The 14,494-nt window shown below is 68.6% G+C and carries 12 protein-coding genes; 5 read left to right on the forward strand and 7 right to left on the reverse strand.

The annotated features are described in order from the left end of the window. Nucleotides 1–85: 85 nt before the first annotated feature. Together ACFOPH_RS07765 and uraH are read right to left on the reverse strand one after the other, a co-directional pair. Nucleotides 86–1,366 carry a urate hydroxylase PuuD gene (locus ACFOPH_RS07765; RefSeq protein ID WP_379734570.1) on the reverse strand — a complete coding sequence of 427 codons (1,281 nt, stop codon included), beginning with the start codon at nucleotides 1,364–1,366 and terminating at the stop codon, nucleotides 86–88. A gap of 193 nt (nucleotides 1,367–1,559) precedes the next feature. Continuing rightward, the gene (gene uraH, locus ACFOPH_RS07770; RefSeq protein WP_379734572.1) at nucleotides 1,560–1,916 is read right to left on the reverse strand and encodes a hydroxyisourate hydrolase; all 357 of its coding nucleotides are present in this window, start codon (nucleotides 1,914–1,916) and stop codon (nucleotides 1,560–1,562) included. Nucleotides 1,917–2,058: 142 nt separating this feature from the next. Between uraH and ACFOPH_RS07775 the strand changes: the two genes are divergently transcribed. Genes ACFOPH_RS07775 through ACFOPH_RS07790 form a run of 4 tightly spaced genes read left to right on the forward strand, consistent with a single transcriptional unit; the run spans nucleotide 2,059 to nucleotide 6,810 of the window. Beyond that, nucleotides 2,059–2,811, forward strand: a complete 753-nt coding sequence (locus ACFOPH_RS07775) for a GntR family transcriptional regulator (RefSeq protein WP_379734574.1) — start codon at nucleotides 2,059–2,061, stop codon at nucleotides 2,809–2,811. Nucleotides 2,812–2,838: 27 nt separating this feature from the next. After that, on the forward strand, nucleotides 2,839–3,783 hold the full coding sequence (gene puuE / locus ACFOPH_RS07780; protein WP_312552895.1) for an allantoinase PuuE: 945 nt from the start codon (nucleotides 2,839–2,841) through the stop codon (nucleotides 3,781–3,783). A gap of 1 nt (nucleotide 3,784) precedes the next feature. Then, nucleotides 3,785–5,575: a 2-oxo-4-hydroxy-4-carboxy-5-ureidoimidazoline decarboxylase gene (gene uraD, locus ACFOPH_RS07785; protein WP_379734576.1), complete on the forward strand. Its 1,791-nt coding sequence runs from the start codon at nucleotides 3,785–3,787 to the stop codon at nucleotides 5,573–5,575. After that, on the forward strand, nucleotides 5,572–6,810 hold the full coding sequence (locus ACFOPH_RS07790; protein WP_379734578.1) for an ArgE/DapE family deacylase: 1,239 nt from the start codon (nucleotides 5,572–5,574) through the stop codon (nucleotides 6,808–6,810). The genes uraD and ACFOPH_RS07790 overlap by 4 nt, the downstream gene beginning before the upstream one ends. A gap of 338 nt (nucleotides 6,811–7,148) precedes the next feature. Here ACFOPH_RS07790 and pyk read toward each other — a convergent pair whose 3' ends face one another. The 5 genes from pyk to gcl form a co-directional block, all read right to left on the reverse strand. Further along, a complete protein-coding gene (pyk, locus tag ACFOPH_RS07795) occupies nucleotides 7,149–8,573 on the reverse strand; it encodes a pyruvate kinase (protein ID WP_379734580.1) in 1,425 nt (474 codons plus the stop codon). 86 nt (nucleotides 8,574–8,659) lie between these two features. Beyond that, the gene (locus tag ACFOPH_RS07800; protein WP_379734582.1) at nucleotides 8,660–9,922 is read right to left on the reverse strand and encodes a glycerate kinase type-2 family protein; all 1,263 of its coding nucleotides are present in this window, start codon (nucleotides 9,920–9,922) and stop codon (nucleotides 8,660–8,662) included. Continuing rightward, complete coding sequence (locus tag ACFOPH_RS07805; protein WP_312550759.1) at nucleotides 9,922–10,848, reverse strand: 2-hydroxy-3-oxopropionate reductase; 927 nt, start codon at nucleotides 10,846–10,848, stop codon at nucleotides 9,922–9,924. Before ACFOPH_RS07805 ends, ACFOPH_RS07800 begins: the two co-directional genes overlap by 1 nt. Continuing rightward, entirely contained in the window at nucleotides 10,845–11,621 is a 777-nt protein-coding gene (gene hyi / locus ACFOPH_RS07810; protein ID WP_312550756.1) for a hydroxypyruvate isomerase, read from the reverse strand. Before hyi ends, ACFOPH_RS07805 begins: the two co-directional genes overlap by 4 nt. Before the next feature lie 13 nt (nucleotides 11,622–11,634). Further along, nucleotides 11,635–13,407, reverse strand: a complete 1,773-nt coding sequence (gene gcl, locus ACFOPH_RS07815) for a glyoxylate carboligase (protein WP_312550755.1) — start codon at nucleotides 13,405–13,407, stop codon at nucleotides 11,635–11,637. A gap of 121 nt (nucleotides 13,408–13,528) precedes the next feature. Between gcl and ACFOPH_RS07820 the strand changes: the two genes are divergently transcribed. After that, a complete protein-coding gene (locus ACFOPH_RS07820; RefSeq protein ID WP_312550753.1) occupies nucleotides 13,529–14,479 on the forward strand; it encodes a LysR family transcriptional regulator in 951 nt (316 codons plus the stop codon). Nucleotides 14,480–14,494: the final 15 nt, after the last annotated feature.

Genomic DNA, 14,494 nt, shown 5'->3' on the forward strand with positions numbered 1-14,494 from the left:
ACGTCAGTCTGCAACCAAAGAATGCAAGCTGCTGGCCGGGCGAGGACCGCAGTTACCGGCCCGCCATCCGGTGAGGGCCCGGTTCTTACTCGACCGGGGCGCCCTCTTCGTACCAACGCTTGAGCAAGTCCCGCTCTCCGGCGGTGATCTGGGTAGCGTTATTCAGTGGCATGACCTTCAATACGACGGTCTGCTGGTACATCTGCTGCGCGTGGCGCTTGATCGAGGCCGGCGAATCGAAGGCGATGCCCTTGCTCGGCATCGCCGCCGAGTGGCACATCGCGCAGCGCTGGTCGATCACGCCCTTGACCTGCTGGAAGCTGACCGCGTGGGCGGTGGCGCCGCCGGCAGCCGCTGCGGCGGGGCTTGCGCCTGCCGCAGGGGCTGCCGCAGCGGCCGCCGGCGGCGTCGCCGCCATGACCGGCGCGACCGGCTCGGGCTTCGGCGTCAGCCAGACCACCATCGCCAGCAGGGCCGCGACGCCGGCCATCGCATGTTCCCAGGGCACGCGCTTGCCCAGCACCAGGGCCTTGTGGCGCGCCACGAAGCTGTGCCTTACCAGGGCGCCGGCCAGCATCAGCAGCACCAGCACCACCCAGTTGTGCTCGCCCGAATACAGCCAGCCATAGTGGTTCGAGAGCATGGCGATCAGCACCGGCAGCGTGAAATAGGTGTTGTGGACGCTGCGCTGCTTGGCCCGCCAGCCGTGGATCGGGTCGACCGGCTGGCCGGCCTTGAGCTGGGCCACGACCTTGCGCTGGCCGGGAATGATCCAGAAGAAGACGTTCGCGCTCATCGCGGTGGCGAGCATGGCGCCCACCAGCAGGAAGGCGGCGCGGCCGGCGAACAGCTGGCAGGCCAGCCAGGCGGCGAAGACCACGAACACGAACACGCAGGCGCCGACGATCAGGTCGCCGTTCTTCTTGCGTCCGAAGGCGCGGCAGATGATGTCGTAGACGAACCAGAAGACCGCCAGGAAGCCGAGCGCGCTGGCGACGGCCGCGCCGGACGACCAGTCGTGGACCGTGCGGTCGACCATGAAGGTGCCGGCATTGAACAGGTAGAGCACCGTGAACAGGCCGAAGCCCGAGAGCCAGGTGGCGTAACTCTCCCAGTAGAACCAGTGCAGGTTCTCGGGCATGGCCTTGGGCGCCACCAGGTATTTTTGCGGGTTGTAGAAGCCGCCGCCGTGCACGGCCCAGAGTTCGCCGTCGACGCCCTTTTGCACCAGGTCGGGCGCGGTGGGCTTGTGCAGCGAGTTATCGAGGAAAACGAAGTAGAAGGATGCGCCGATCCAGGCGATCGCCGTGATCACGTGGGTCCAGCGCAGCAACAGGTTGACCCAGTCTAGCAGGTAGGTGTCCATAGAGCCTCAAGCGAAAAGGAAGTACGGCGTCCATGACGCTGTACTGTCCCATCACCACAGCGGGCTCTGTGAGGGGCGATCATCGCAACCATCGGCGGCAGACTGGGCCGGCATACCGATGCGCTCCGCGGCGACGAAACAACTGTATACGATCCCGTTAAGTTTGCATAACGGTTTTTTATGTTTTTATCACCTAGGAGCCACGGTAGGTCGAGTAGGCCCAGGGGCTGACCAGCAGCGGCACATGGTAGTGGCCGGCCGCGTCGGCGATGCCGAAATCGATCGGCACCTCGTCGATGAAGGCCGGTTCCGGCAGCGCGACCCCACGTGCGCGGAAGTAGCGCGCCACCGAGAACACCAGGCGGTAGCGCCCCGCCGCCATGGCGGTCGCGTCGAGCAGCGGGCCGCCGTCGGTGCGGCCGTCCGCGTTCAGTTCCAGGGTCTTGATGGTGGTGGCGCCATTGGCGTCGATGCGTTGCAGGCTGACCTGCATGCCGGCGGCCGGGCAGCCGTGCATGAGGTCGAGCACGTGGGTGCTGAGGTGTCCCATGAGTCTCCTTTTTCGATTGCGGCCCGATGCGGACCGGGTAAGCTGGATTGCATACACTTTTTGTTTTCAATCCAGGAAAAAGTGTATACACTTCAGACATGATGTCAACAATTTATTCTTCTAGCGAATCGTCCAACCGACCATGAGCCGCCCTCGCCCGCCCCTGAAAATCGTCCTGCCGCCGGACGACGTGTCCGCTCCCTTCGGCGTCCAGGATCAGGACCAGGCTGCGCCCGCGGCCAGCGCCACCCAGCGCATCGTCGACGCGATCGTCAACGCCATCGCCGACCGCCGCCTGATGCCCGGCACCAAGCTGTCCGAGCAGAAGATCGGCGACATCTTCAAGGTGTCGCGCACCGTGGTGCGGCAAGCCTTCAACCAGCTCAGCCGCGACCGGCTGGTGGTGCTGGAGCCGGCGCGCGGCGCTTTCGTCGCCACGCCCACGGCCGAGGAAGCGCGCGACGTGTTCGAGGTGCGCGAGATCCTCGAGACGGCGGTGACGAAGCAGCTGTGCGCCACCATCACCGACGAGCAGATCCGCCAGCTGCGCGAACACCTGGAGCGCGAGCGCGCGGCCGTGACCGGCGCCCAGGTGTCGGGGCGCACGCGCCTGCTGGCCGACTTCCACATCGTGCTGGCGCAGATGCTGGGCAACGGCGTGCTGGTCCAGATGCTGGGCGAACTGCTGACGCGCTCGTCCCTGATCGCCCTGATGCGCCAATCGAGCCAGTCGGCCGAGGAATCGCACGACGAGCATGTCGCCATCGTCGACGCCTTCGAACGGCGCGACGCCAAGGCCGCCGTGCGCCTGGTCGGCAAGCACCTGGCCAACGTCCAGCACAACCTGAACCTCGATCCGCAGCGTGTCGACCTGGCCGAGATCCTGAAGCGCTGACCCATCCATTCTGAACCTGAGCCAACCATGACCCCAAGCTATCCACGCGACCTGCAGGGCTACGGCGCCCGCCCACCCCACGCCGACTGGCCCGGCCGCGCCCGTGTCGCCGTGCAGTTCGTCCTGAATTTCGAGGAAGGCGGCGAGAACAGCGTGCTGCACGGCGATGCCGGCAGCGAGCAGTTCCTGTCCGAGATGTTCAACCCGGCCGCCTTCCCGGCGCGCCACCTGAGCATGGAGAGCATCTACGAGTACGGCTCGCGGGTCGGGGTCTGGCGCATCCTGCGCGAGTTCGAGCGGCGCGGCCTGCCGCTGACCGTGTTCGGCGTCGGCATGGCGCTCGAGCGCTGCCCGGACGTGACCGCCGCCTTCCGCGAACTGGGGCACGAGATCGCCTGCCACGGCTGGCGCTGGATCAGCTACCAGAACGTGGACGAGGCGACCGAGCGCGATCACATGGCGCGCGGCATGGAAGCCATCGAGCGCCTGACCGGCGAGCGCGCGCTCGGCTGGTACACCGGCCGCGACAGTCCGCACACGCGGCGCCTGGTGGCCGACTACGGCGGCTTCGAATACGACAGCGACTACTACGGCGACGACCTGCCCTTCTGGCTGCGCGTGCGCCGCAGCGACGGCAGCGAGGCGCCGCAACTGGTCGTACCGTATACCCTGGACTGCAACGACATGCGCTTCGCCCTGCCCCAGGGCTATTCGCACGGCGACCCCTTCTTCTCTTATCTGCGCGACGCCTTCGACGTGCACTATGCCGAAGGCGAAGAACGCCCCTCCATGATGAGCATCGGCATGCACTGCCGCCTGCTCGGACGCCCGGGCCGCTTCCTGGCGCTGCAGCGCTTCCTCGACTACATCGGACAGCACGACCGGGTCTGGGTCGCGCGTCGCATCGATATCGCGCGCCACTGGCAGCGCACCCATCCCTTCGACCCGGCTACGGCCTTCCTCTGGAAGTAACATGCTGATCCCTGATATGCTGACCCTTGAACGTCTCAACGCCGCCGACGAGGCGCAATTCACCGCCCTGCTCGACGGCGTCTACGAACACTCGCCCTGGATCGCGGCGCGTGCCTGGCAGCGCCGTCCCTTCGCCACCCTGGCCCAGCTCAAGCACGCCCTGATCGAGGCGGTGCGCAGCGCGCCGGGCGAAGCGAAGCTCGGCCTGATCCGGGCTCACCCCGAACTGGCCGGCAAGGCCATGGTGTCGAAGTCGCTCACCGCCGAATCGACCAACGAGCAGAACAAGGCCGGCCTGACCGACTGCACGCCCGAGGAATTCGCCACCATCGGGCGCCTGAACGCGGACTACAACGCCAAGTTCGGCTTTCCCTTCATCCTGGCCGTGCGCGGCCCGCGCGGCGCCGGCCTGCCCAAGCGCGAGATCATCGCCACCTTTGCCCGGCGCCTCGCCAACCAGCCCGCATTCGAGCTGGATGAGGCCCTGCGCAACATCCACCGCATCGCGGAGATCCGCCTGAACGACAAGTTCGGCCACGAACCGGTGCTGGGCAATCTGGTCTGGGACTGGGCCGAGGAATTGGCGACGCACAGCGACCCGGGCTACGCCGAACGCGGCGAATTGTGCGTGACTTACCTGACCGACGCCCACTGCGCCTGCGCGGCCCAGCTGGCGCGCTGGATGCGCGAGGACTGCGGTTTCGACGAGGTGAACATCGACGCCGTCGGCAACGTGATCGGGGTCTATCACGGCACCGACCGCAATGCGAAGCGCCTGCTCACCGGCTCGCACTACGACACCGTGCGCAATGGCGGCAAGTATGACGGCCGCCTGGGCATCCTGGTGCCGATGGCCTGCGTGCGCGAGCTGCAGCGCCAGGGACGCCGCCTGCCCTACGGCATCGAGGTGGTCGGTTTCGCCGAAGAGGAAGGCCAGCGCTACAAGGCCGTGTTCCTCGGCTCGGGCGCCCTCACCGGGCAATTCAACCTGAACTGGCTCGACCAGCAGGATGCCGACGGCGTTGCCATGCGCGCCGCCTTCGAACGGGCCGGCCTGCGCGCGCAGGACATCGCGGCATTGAAGCGCGATCCGGCGCGCTACCTCGGCTTCGTCGAAGTCCACATCGAGCAGGGTCCGGTGCTGAACGACGCCGACCTGCCGCTGGGCGTGGTCACCTCGATCAACGGCAGCGTGCGCTTCTTCGGCGAGATCGCCGGCACCGCCTGCCATGCGGGCACGACGCCGATGACGATGCGGCGCGACGCCGCCGCCGCCGCCGCCGAACTGGTGCTCTACGTCGAGGAGCGCGGCGCGGCCGTGCCCGACCTGGTGGCCACCGTCGGCATGCTGGAAGTGCCGAACGGCTCGATCAACGTGGTGCCGGGCCGCTGCCGCTTCAGCCTCGACGTGCGCGCCACCACCAACGAGGTGCGCGACGCCTGCGCGCGCGACATCCAGGAACGCCTGCGCGCGATCTGCGCGCGGCGCGGCCTCGACTACACGCTCGAAGAATCGATGCGCGCCGCCGCCGCGCCCTGCGATCCCGCCTTGCGCGCACGTTGGGAGCGCGCGGTCGACAGCCTCGGCCTGCCGGTATTCCCGATGCCCAGCGGCGCCGGTCACGACGCCATGATGCTGCACCAGATCATGCCCCAGGCCATGCTGTTCCAACGCGGCCTGAACGCCGGCATCAGCCACAACCCGCTGGAAGCGGTCACCAACGACGACACCGAACTGTGCGTGCTTGCCTTCCAATCCCTCCTCCACCAACTTGCCACGGACCCGACATGACCACGACTAGCCCTTACGAGAACCTCGACGCCTGGATCGACGCCCATTTCGACGAGGAGGTGCGCTTCCTGCAGGAGCTGGTGCGCGTCCCCACCGACACCCCGCCGGGCAACAACGCTCCGCACGCCGAGCGCACCACCGAACTGCTGCGCGCGTTCGGCTTCGAGGCCGAGCAGCATGCGGTGCCGGCGCCGGTGGTGCAGGAAGCCGGCCTGCAGACCATCACCAACCTGGTGGTGCGCCGGCAGTACGGTCAAGGAGGTGGCCGCACCGTCGGCCTGAACGCCCACGGCGACGTGGTGCCGCCGGGCGAAGGCTGGACCCATCCGCCCTACGGCGCCGAAATCGCCGACGGCAAGCTGTATGGCCGCGCCGCCGCCGTCAGCAAGTGCGACTTCGCCACCTTCACCTTCGCCACCCGCGCGCTGGAAGCCCTCGGCGCCCCGCTCAAGGGCGGCGTCGAGCTCTACTTCACCTACGACGAGGAATTCGGCGGCGAACTCGGTCCGGGCTGGCTGCTCGAGCAGGGCATCGTCAAGCCCGACCTCCTGATCGCCGCCGGCTTCAGCTACCAGGTCGTCACCGCCCACAACGGCTGCCTGCAGATGGAAGTCACCGTCAACGGCAAGATGGGCCATGCGGCGGTGCCGGAGACCGGCGTCGACGCGCTGCAGGCCGCGACTCGCATCCTGGTCGCGCTGTACGAGCAGAACCGGATTTTCAAAGGCACCCGCAGCCAGGTCAAGGGCATCAACCACCCCTACCTGAACGTCGGCCTGATCGAAGGTGGCACGAATACCAACGTGGTGCCGGGCAAGGTCGTGCTCAAGCTCGACCGCCGCATGATCCCCGAGGAGAACCCGGCCGAGGTCGAGGCGGCGCTGCGCCGGCTGATCCAGGACGCCGTGTCCGACTGCCCGGGCATCACGATCGAGATCCGGCGCCTGCTGCTGGCCAACGCGCTGCAGCCGCTGGCGGGCAACCGGCCCATGGTGGAGGCCCTGTCGCGCCACGGCAGCGCCGTGTTCGACGAACCGGTCGAGGCGGCCGGCACCCCGCTCTACACCGACGCTCGCCTGTTCGGCGAGCGCGGGATTCCGGCCGTGCTGTACGGCTGCGGCCCGCGCACGGTGGGCGAGAGCAATGCCAAGCGCGCGGACGAGCACATCGATCTCGAGGACCTGCGCCGCGCCACCAAGGTGGTCGCGCGTGCGTTGTTCGATTTGCTGGATTGAGCCGTACTGATTGAACAATGGACGGGCGCCGCAAGGCGCCCGTTGGTTTGGTGTGACCGCTTTACCGCACGTCGCTCACCCGTGCCACGTGCAATCGTAGGGTGGGCACTCCGTGCCCACGCGTTACGTGCGCCTCCTTTGTCTGGCGGCTGGCCCCTCTCGCCCGCTAACGTCAATCCCGGCCCGCTTCCATCGCATACTTTGCGGGCGATATTTCGCCGCATGTGACTACCGGCCACGTACGTAACGCGTGGGCACGGGTGCCCACCCTACGACGCGAAACGCAACGGGCGCCGCGAGGCGCCCGTTGTCCGCATATCACGTTTTTATCTTGCGGCTTACGTTACATCACTCACCCGCGCCACGTGCAGCAGGTTGGTGCTGCCGGTCAGCCCGGTAGGGAAGCCCGCAACCACCACCACGTCGTCGTTCGGCTTGGCCAGGCCGTGTTCCCGCGCCGCGCGCACGCCGTCGGCCACCATCATGCTCAGGTCGGCCGCTTCCTCGAAGCGCAGCGGGTGCACGCCCCAGGCCAGCGCCAGGCGCCGGGCGATGCCCAGGTCCGGCGTCAGCGCCAGGATCGGCGCGGCCGGGCGCTCGCGGCTGGCGCGCAGGCAGCTGGCGCCGCTCGCGGTATAGGCCACGATGGCCGCCGGCGCGATCAGGCTGGCGACGCGGCGCAGCGCGCAGCAGATCGCATCCGCCGTGGTCGCCTCGGCCGGCGTGTGGCTGGCGTCCAGGCCGATGCGCCAGCGCGGGTCGCGCTCGACCTCGCGGATCACGTCGTCCATCACCGTCACCGCTTCCACCGGATACTGGCCGGAGGCGGACTCCGCCGACAGCATCACCGCATCGGCCCCTTCGTAGATCGCGCTGGCCACGTCGGAGACCTCGGCGCGCGTCGGCACCGGCGCGGCCACCATCGATTCCAGCATCTGCGTCGCCACCACCACCGGGCGCCCGGCCGCGCGCGCCGCGTACACGATGCGGTGCTGCAGGACCGGCACCTGCTGCGGCGGCAGCTCGACCCCGAGGTCGCCGCGCGCCACCATGATGCCGTCGGACAGCGCGACGATTTCCTCCAGGGCGTCGATGGCGGCCGGCTTTTCCAGCTTGGCCATGATCCAGGCGCGCTTGCCGACCAGGGCGCGCGCCTCGCGGATGTCGTCCGGCCGCTGCACGAAGGAGAGCGCGACCCAGTCCACGCCCAGCTCCAGCCCGAAGGCCAGGTCGGCGCGGTCCTTGGCGGTCAGCGGCGAGATCGGCAGCACCACGCCGGGCACGTTGACGCCCTTGCGGTCCGACAGCCAGCCGCCGACCTGCACGGTGGTCTCGGCGTAGTCGGGCCCGCAGGCATCCACGCGCAGGCGCAGCTTGCCGTCGTCGAGCAGCAGTTCGGCGCCGGGATGCAGGGCGGCGAAGATCTCGGGGTGCGGCAACCGGGCGCGGGTGCTATCGCCATCAAGCGAGTCGAGGTCGAGCCGGAAGCGCGCACCGGCTTCCAGCAGCGCCTTGCCGCCGGCCAGGCTGCCGACGCGCAGCTTCGGGCCTTGCAGGTCCATCAGCACGCCGATCGGCCGCCCGAGTTCGCGCTCCACCGCGCGGATCGCTGCGTAGCGCGCGGCGTGGTCGGCATGGCTGCCGTGGCTGAAGTTCAGGCGGAACACGTCGGCGCCGGCGAGGGCCAGCGCACGGATGCGGTCGATGCCGGAACTGGCGGGGCCGAGGGTGGCGAGGATGCGGGAACGGCGTTGGCGTAGCATGGGAACTCCTGTGGTCTGAAAAAAGACAGGCGCGAACCTGGGTCCGCGCCTGCAAGACAGAAAATGCAGAAAGGCGAAGTCAGGCTTCAGGTGACTAGGATAGCCCGGAAGTCGTTCACGTTGGTCAAAGTCGGCCCCGTCACCAGGGCATCGCCCAGCCGTCCGAAGAATGTGTGGGCGTCGTTCTCGTCGAGGCTGTCGCGCGGCGGCATGCCGGCCGCCCAGGCGCGCGCCAGGGTGTCGGGCGCGAGGAACGCGCCGGCCACCTCCTCCGCGCCGTCGACGCCGTCGGTGTCGGCCGCCACCGCATGGATGCTGGGCGCGCCGTTCAGGGCGATGCCCAGCGCCAGCAGGAACTCGACGTTGCGCCCGCCGCGCCCGCCGCCGCGCAACGTGACCGTGGTCTCGCCGCCCGACAGCAGCACGCACGGAGCGCCCGCCGGCTGGCCGTGGCGGCGCGCCTGCAGGGCGATGCCGGCCATGACCTTGGCCACCTCGCGCGCCTCGCCCTCGATGCTGTCGCCGAGGATCAGCGGGGTGACGCCGGCCGCGCGCGCCACCTCCGCCGCCGCTTCGAGCGCCATCTGGGGCGAAGCGATCAGGTGAGTCGTGACCTTCGCCAGGCGCGGATCGTCCGGTTTAACGCTTTCGCCAAGCCCGCTCTCGAGCAGGGCCCGCGCGCCTGGAGGCAGCGCGATGCCGTAACGGCGCACGATCGCCAGCGCATCCTGGCAGGTCGTCGCGTCGCCCACCGTCGGCCCGGAGGCGATGTCGACCGGATCGTCGCCCGGCACGTCCGAGATCAGCAGGTTGACGACGCGCGCCGGATGGCAGGCCGCCGCCAGGCGCCCGCCCTTGATGCGCGAGAGGTGGCGGCGCACGCAGTTCATCTCGGTAATGCTGGCGCCGCAGGCCAGCAGCGCACGGTTGATGGCCTGCTTGTCTTCCAGCGCGATGCCGGCGCCCGGCAAGGGCAGCAGCACCGAGCCGCCGCCCGACACCAGGCAGATGACCAGGTCGTCCGGGCCCAGGCCCTGTACCGTCTCCAGCATTGCGCGCGCCGCCTGCAGGCCGGCGGCGTCCGGCACCGGGTGCGCGGCCTCGACGATGCGGATGCGCTCGCAAGGCACGGCGTAGCCGTAACGGGTGACGACCAGGCCGGTCAGCGGCCCCGGCCAGGCGCGCTCGAGCGCCTGCGCCATCGCCGCCGAGGCCTTGCCGAAGCCGATGACGACGGTGCGCCCCTTCGGCGGCTCGGGCAGGTAGAGGGGGATGCGGCGCGCCGGCTGGGCCGCGTCGACCGCGGCCTCGAACATGCGCGCCAGCAGGTCGCGGTGGCCGGCGTCCATCAGGCTTCCTGGCCGATGGCGAAGTTGGCCATGATCTCCAGCGCGCGCACCATGGCCGAGTGGTCCCAGCTGCCGCCGTCGTGGGCCGCGCAGGTGTTGAACAGCTCCTGGGCGGTGGCGGTGTTCGGCAGCGCCACGCCGAGCTGGCGCGCGGTGGTCAAGGCGAGGTTCAGGTCCTTGCGGTGCAGGTCGATGCGAAAGCCCGGCCCGAAGTTGCGCTTGACCATGCGCTCGCCGTGCACTTCCAGGATGCGCGAGGAAGCGAAGCCGCCCATCAGCGCTTCGCGCACCCGGGCCGGATCGGCGCCGGCCTTGGCCGCCAGCAGCAGGGCCTCGCCGACCGCCTCGATGGTGAGCGCCACGATGATCTGGTTGGCGACCTTGGTGATCTGGCCGTCGCCGTTGCCGCCGACCAGGGTGATGTTCTTGCCCATCAGCTGGAACAGCGGACGCACGCGATCGAAGGCCGCTTCGCTGCCGCCCACCATGATGGTCAGGCTGGCGGCCTTGGCGCCGACCTCGCCGCCCGATACCGGCGCGTCCAGGTACTCGCAGCCGAATTCGCGGATGCGTTTCGCGAAATCCTTGGTCGCCACCGGCGAGATCGAGCTCATGTCGACCACCACCTTGCCCGCGGTGAGTCCGGCGGCCACGCCATACTCGCCGAACAGCACTTCTTCCACTTGCGGCGTGTCCGGCACCATGACGATGATCACGTCCGCCTGCCGCGCCACCTCGGCGCTGTTGGCGCAGGCCACCGCGCCGGCCTCGATCAGCGAGGCCGGCGTCTCGCCATGCGTGTAGGTGAACAGGCGGTGCCCGTGACTCGCCAGATGTCCCGCCATCGGGGCGCCCATGATGCCCAGGCCAATGAAACCGATCGTTGCCATGTCGTTCTCCTTGATGTTGTGTTTGTCGTCGTTCAGGCCAGCGCCCCGATCCAGCCGAGGCCCGCGCGGGTGTCCGCGGCCGGCTTGTATTCGCAGCCGATCCAGCCGTCGTAGCCGAGGCGGTCGATGTGGCGCAACAGCCAGGGGTAGTTGATCTCGCCCGTGCCCGGCTCGTTGCGTCCGGGGTTGTCGGCCAGCTGGATGTGGGCGATGCGCGCCAGGTGGCGCTCGATGGTGTTCGCGAGCTCGCCCTCCATGCGCTGGGCGTGGTAGATGTCGTACTGCAGGAACAGGTTATCGGACCCGACCTCGTCGAGGATGGCAATCGCCTGCTCGGTGCGGTTCAGGTAGAAGCCCGGGATGTCGCGCGTGTTGACCGGCTCGATCAGCAGGCGGATGCCGGCGCCCTTCAGCTTGTCCGCCGCGAAGCGCAGGTTGTCGACAAAGGTGCGCTGCACCGCGTCCGGATCGACGCCCGCGGGATGGACTCCGGCCAGGCAGTTCACCTGCTTGCAGCCGAGCAGGCGGGCGTAGTCGATGGCGCGGCCGACGCCGTCCTGGAACTCGCCGATGCGGTCCGGGTGGCAGGCGACGCCACGCTCGCCCTTCTCCCAGTCGCCGGCCGGCAGGTTGTGCAGCACCTGGACCAGCTGCAGGCGGTCGAGCCGTTCGGCCAGGGCAGCCGGGTCGTAGGCATAGGGGAACAGGTACTCGACGCCCTTGAAGCCGGCGTTGGCCGCGGCTTCGAAGCGGTCGAGGAAGGCCAGCTCGTTGAACAGCATCGTCAGGTTGGCGGCAAATCTTGGCATGACTGGTTCTCCTTCAGACGTTGGCAATCGCCGTGGGCGCGTCCTCGCGCTGCACGGCCAGTGCTTCGAACTCGTTGACGGCATCGATCTCGGTGCCCATCGCAATGTTGGTGACCCGTTCGAGGATGATCTCGACCACGACCGGCACCCGGTGCTCGCGCATCCAGGCGCGCGCCTGGTCGAAGGCCGGTCCGATCTCCTCGGCGCGGCGCACCCGCAGCGCCTTGCAGCCCAGGCCCTCGGCCACGGCGATATGGTCGACGCCATAGCTTTCCAGTTCGGGCGCATTGATGTTCTCGAAGGCGAGCTGCACGCAGTAGTCCATGTCGAAGCCGCGCTGGGCCTGGCGGATCAGGCCGAGATAGGCGTTGTTCACCACCACGTGCAGGTAGGGCAGCTTGAATTGGGCGCCGACGGCCAGCTCCTCGATCATGAACTGGAAGTCGTAGTCGCCCGAGATCGCGACCACTTCGCGTTCCGGATCGGCGGCGCACACGCCCAGCGCGGCCGGGATGGTCCAGCCCAGCGGGCCGGCCTGGCCGCAGTTGATCCAGTTGCGCTCCTTGTACACGTGCAGGAACTGGGCGGCGGCGATCTGCGACAGGCCGATGGTGCTGACATAGCAGGTGTCCGGCCCGAAGGCGCGGTTCATCTCCTCGTACACGCGCTGCGGCTTGAGCGGCGCGCCGTCGAAGTGGGTCTTGCGCAGCATGGTGCGCTTGCGCGCCTGGCAGTCGGCGACCCAGGCACCGCGGTCGGGCAGGCCGTGGATCAGCTTCAGGCCGCGCGCCACGTCGATCAGGAGGTCGAGCGCGGCGCCGGCGTCGGAGACGATGCCGTAGTCGGGATCGAAGACGCGCCCGATCTGGGTCGGCTCGATGTCGATGTGGACGAACTTGCGCCCTTTCGTATAGACCTCGACCGAGCCGGTATGGCGGTTGGCCCAGCGGTTGCCGATGCCGATCACGAAGTCGGAGGCCAGCATGGTGGCGTTGCCGTAGCGGTGGGAGGTCTGCAGGCCGACCATGCCGGCCATCAGCGGATGGTCGTCGGGGATCGCGCCCCAGCCCATCAGGGTCGGGACCACGGGTACGCCGACCAGTTCGGCGAACGCCTGCAGGCGCGCGGCCGCGTCGGCATTGATCACGCCGCCGCCGCAGACGATCAGCGGCCGTTCGGCGGCGTTCAGCATGGCCAGCGCCTTTTCGGCCTGGGCGCGGGTGGCGGAGGGCTTGTACACCGGCAGCGAGGCATAGGTCTCGATGTCGAATTCGATCTCGGCCATCTGCACGTCGAACGGCAGGTCGATCAGCACCGGCCCCGGGCGGCCCGAGCGCATGATGTGGAAGGCCTGCTGGAAGACGCGCGGCACCAGGGCCGGCTCGCGCACCGTGACCGCCCACTTGGTGACCGGCTTGGCGATCGATTCGATGTCGACCGCCTGGAAGTCTTCCTTGTACAGGCGCGCACGCGGGGCCTGGCCGGTGATGCACAGGATAGGTATCGAATCGGCCCAGGCGGAATAGAGGCCGGTGATCATGTCGGTACCGGCCGGGCCCGAGGTGCCGATGCACACGCCGATGTTGCCGGCCCGCGCGCGGGTATAGCCCTCGGCCATGTGGGAGGCGCCCTCGACGTGGCGCGCCAGCACGTGCTCGAAGCCGCCGTTCTGCTTCATCGCCGAATACAGCGGGTTGATCGCGGCGCCCGGCACCCCGAACACCCTGCCTATGCCTTCCTTGCGCAGCACGGCCGCTGCCGCATCGATTGCCCTCATACGGGCCATAGTCGCCTCCCTTGCCTTGGATTGATCGGATTGTCCAGGTCAGGATAGCGCCGGGTCCAGGAATGTTGAATTGCTGGTACTATTGGCTCTGTCGATACTAAAAGTATGGAGTGAGGCAGGCATGGACCGCTATACCGAAATCCGCAGTTTCGTCCTCGTCACCGAAAAGGGCAGCTTCGCGGCGGCCGCGCTGGCCGAAGGCGTGACCCCGGTGGTGATGGGCCGGCGCCTGGATGCGCTGGAAGGCCGGCTCGGCGTGCGCCTGATGCACCGCTCCACGCGCGGCCTGTCGCTCACGGCCCTGGGCGAACAGTTCCTCGAGCCCTGCCGCCAGTTGCTGCGCGACTTCGAGATCACCGAGAACAGCATCAGCGCGGGCCGCAGCACCGTGCGCGGCCACCTGGTGGTCTCGGCGCCGGCCGCCTTCGGCCGCTCGCACGTGGCGCCGCACGCCCCGCCCTTCCGCGCCATCCACCCGGAACTGAAGATGTCGTTCAACTTCACCGACAGCGTGGTCGACCTGGTGCGCGAAGGCTACGACATGGCGATCCGCATCGGCGAGGTGCAGGACCCGAACTACGTGGCGGTGCCGCTCTTCCCCAACCGCCGCGTGGTCTGCGGCACCCCCGCCTATTTCGCCCGCCACGGCGTGCCGGCCGCGCCGGAAGACCTGGTGCACCACAACTGCCTGGCCTTCAACCTGCAGGGCGGCCAGCAGCGCGGCTGGACCTTCACCCGCGACGGCAGGCTGTTCGCGGTGCGGGTCGACGGCGACCTGGCCTGCAACGACGGCGAACTGCTGTTCGACTGGGTGAAGCAAGGACTGGGCATCGGCTGGCGTTCGACCTGGGAAATCCAGGCCGAACTCAAGCGCGGCGAACTGGTCACCGTGCTCGACGAATTCGCGGTCAACGACTACCCGATCCAGGCCGTCTACCCGCAGCAGCGCTACCTGCCGGCGAAGATCCGCCATTTCATCGATTACCTGAAAGACATCTACAACGCCCCGGGATACTGGGAAAAGCTGGCCGGCACGAAAGCGGACGACAGGACGGCCGCGCCGGGGATGTAGGCGCCAAACTGGCCC

The organism is Massilia haematophila, from assembly GCF_042647645.1.
In the GTDB taxonomy this organism is placed as follows: Bacteria; Pseudomonadota; Gammaproteobacteria; order Burkholderiales; family Burkholderiaceae_D; genus Telluria; species Telluria haematophila.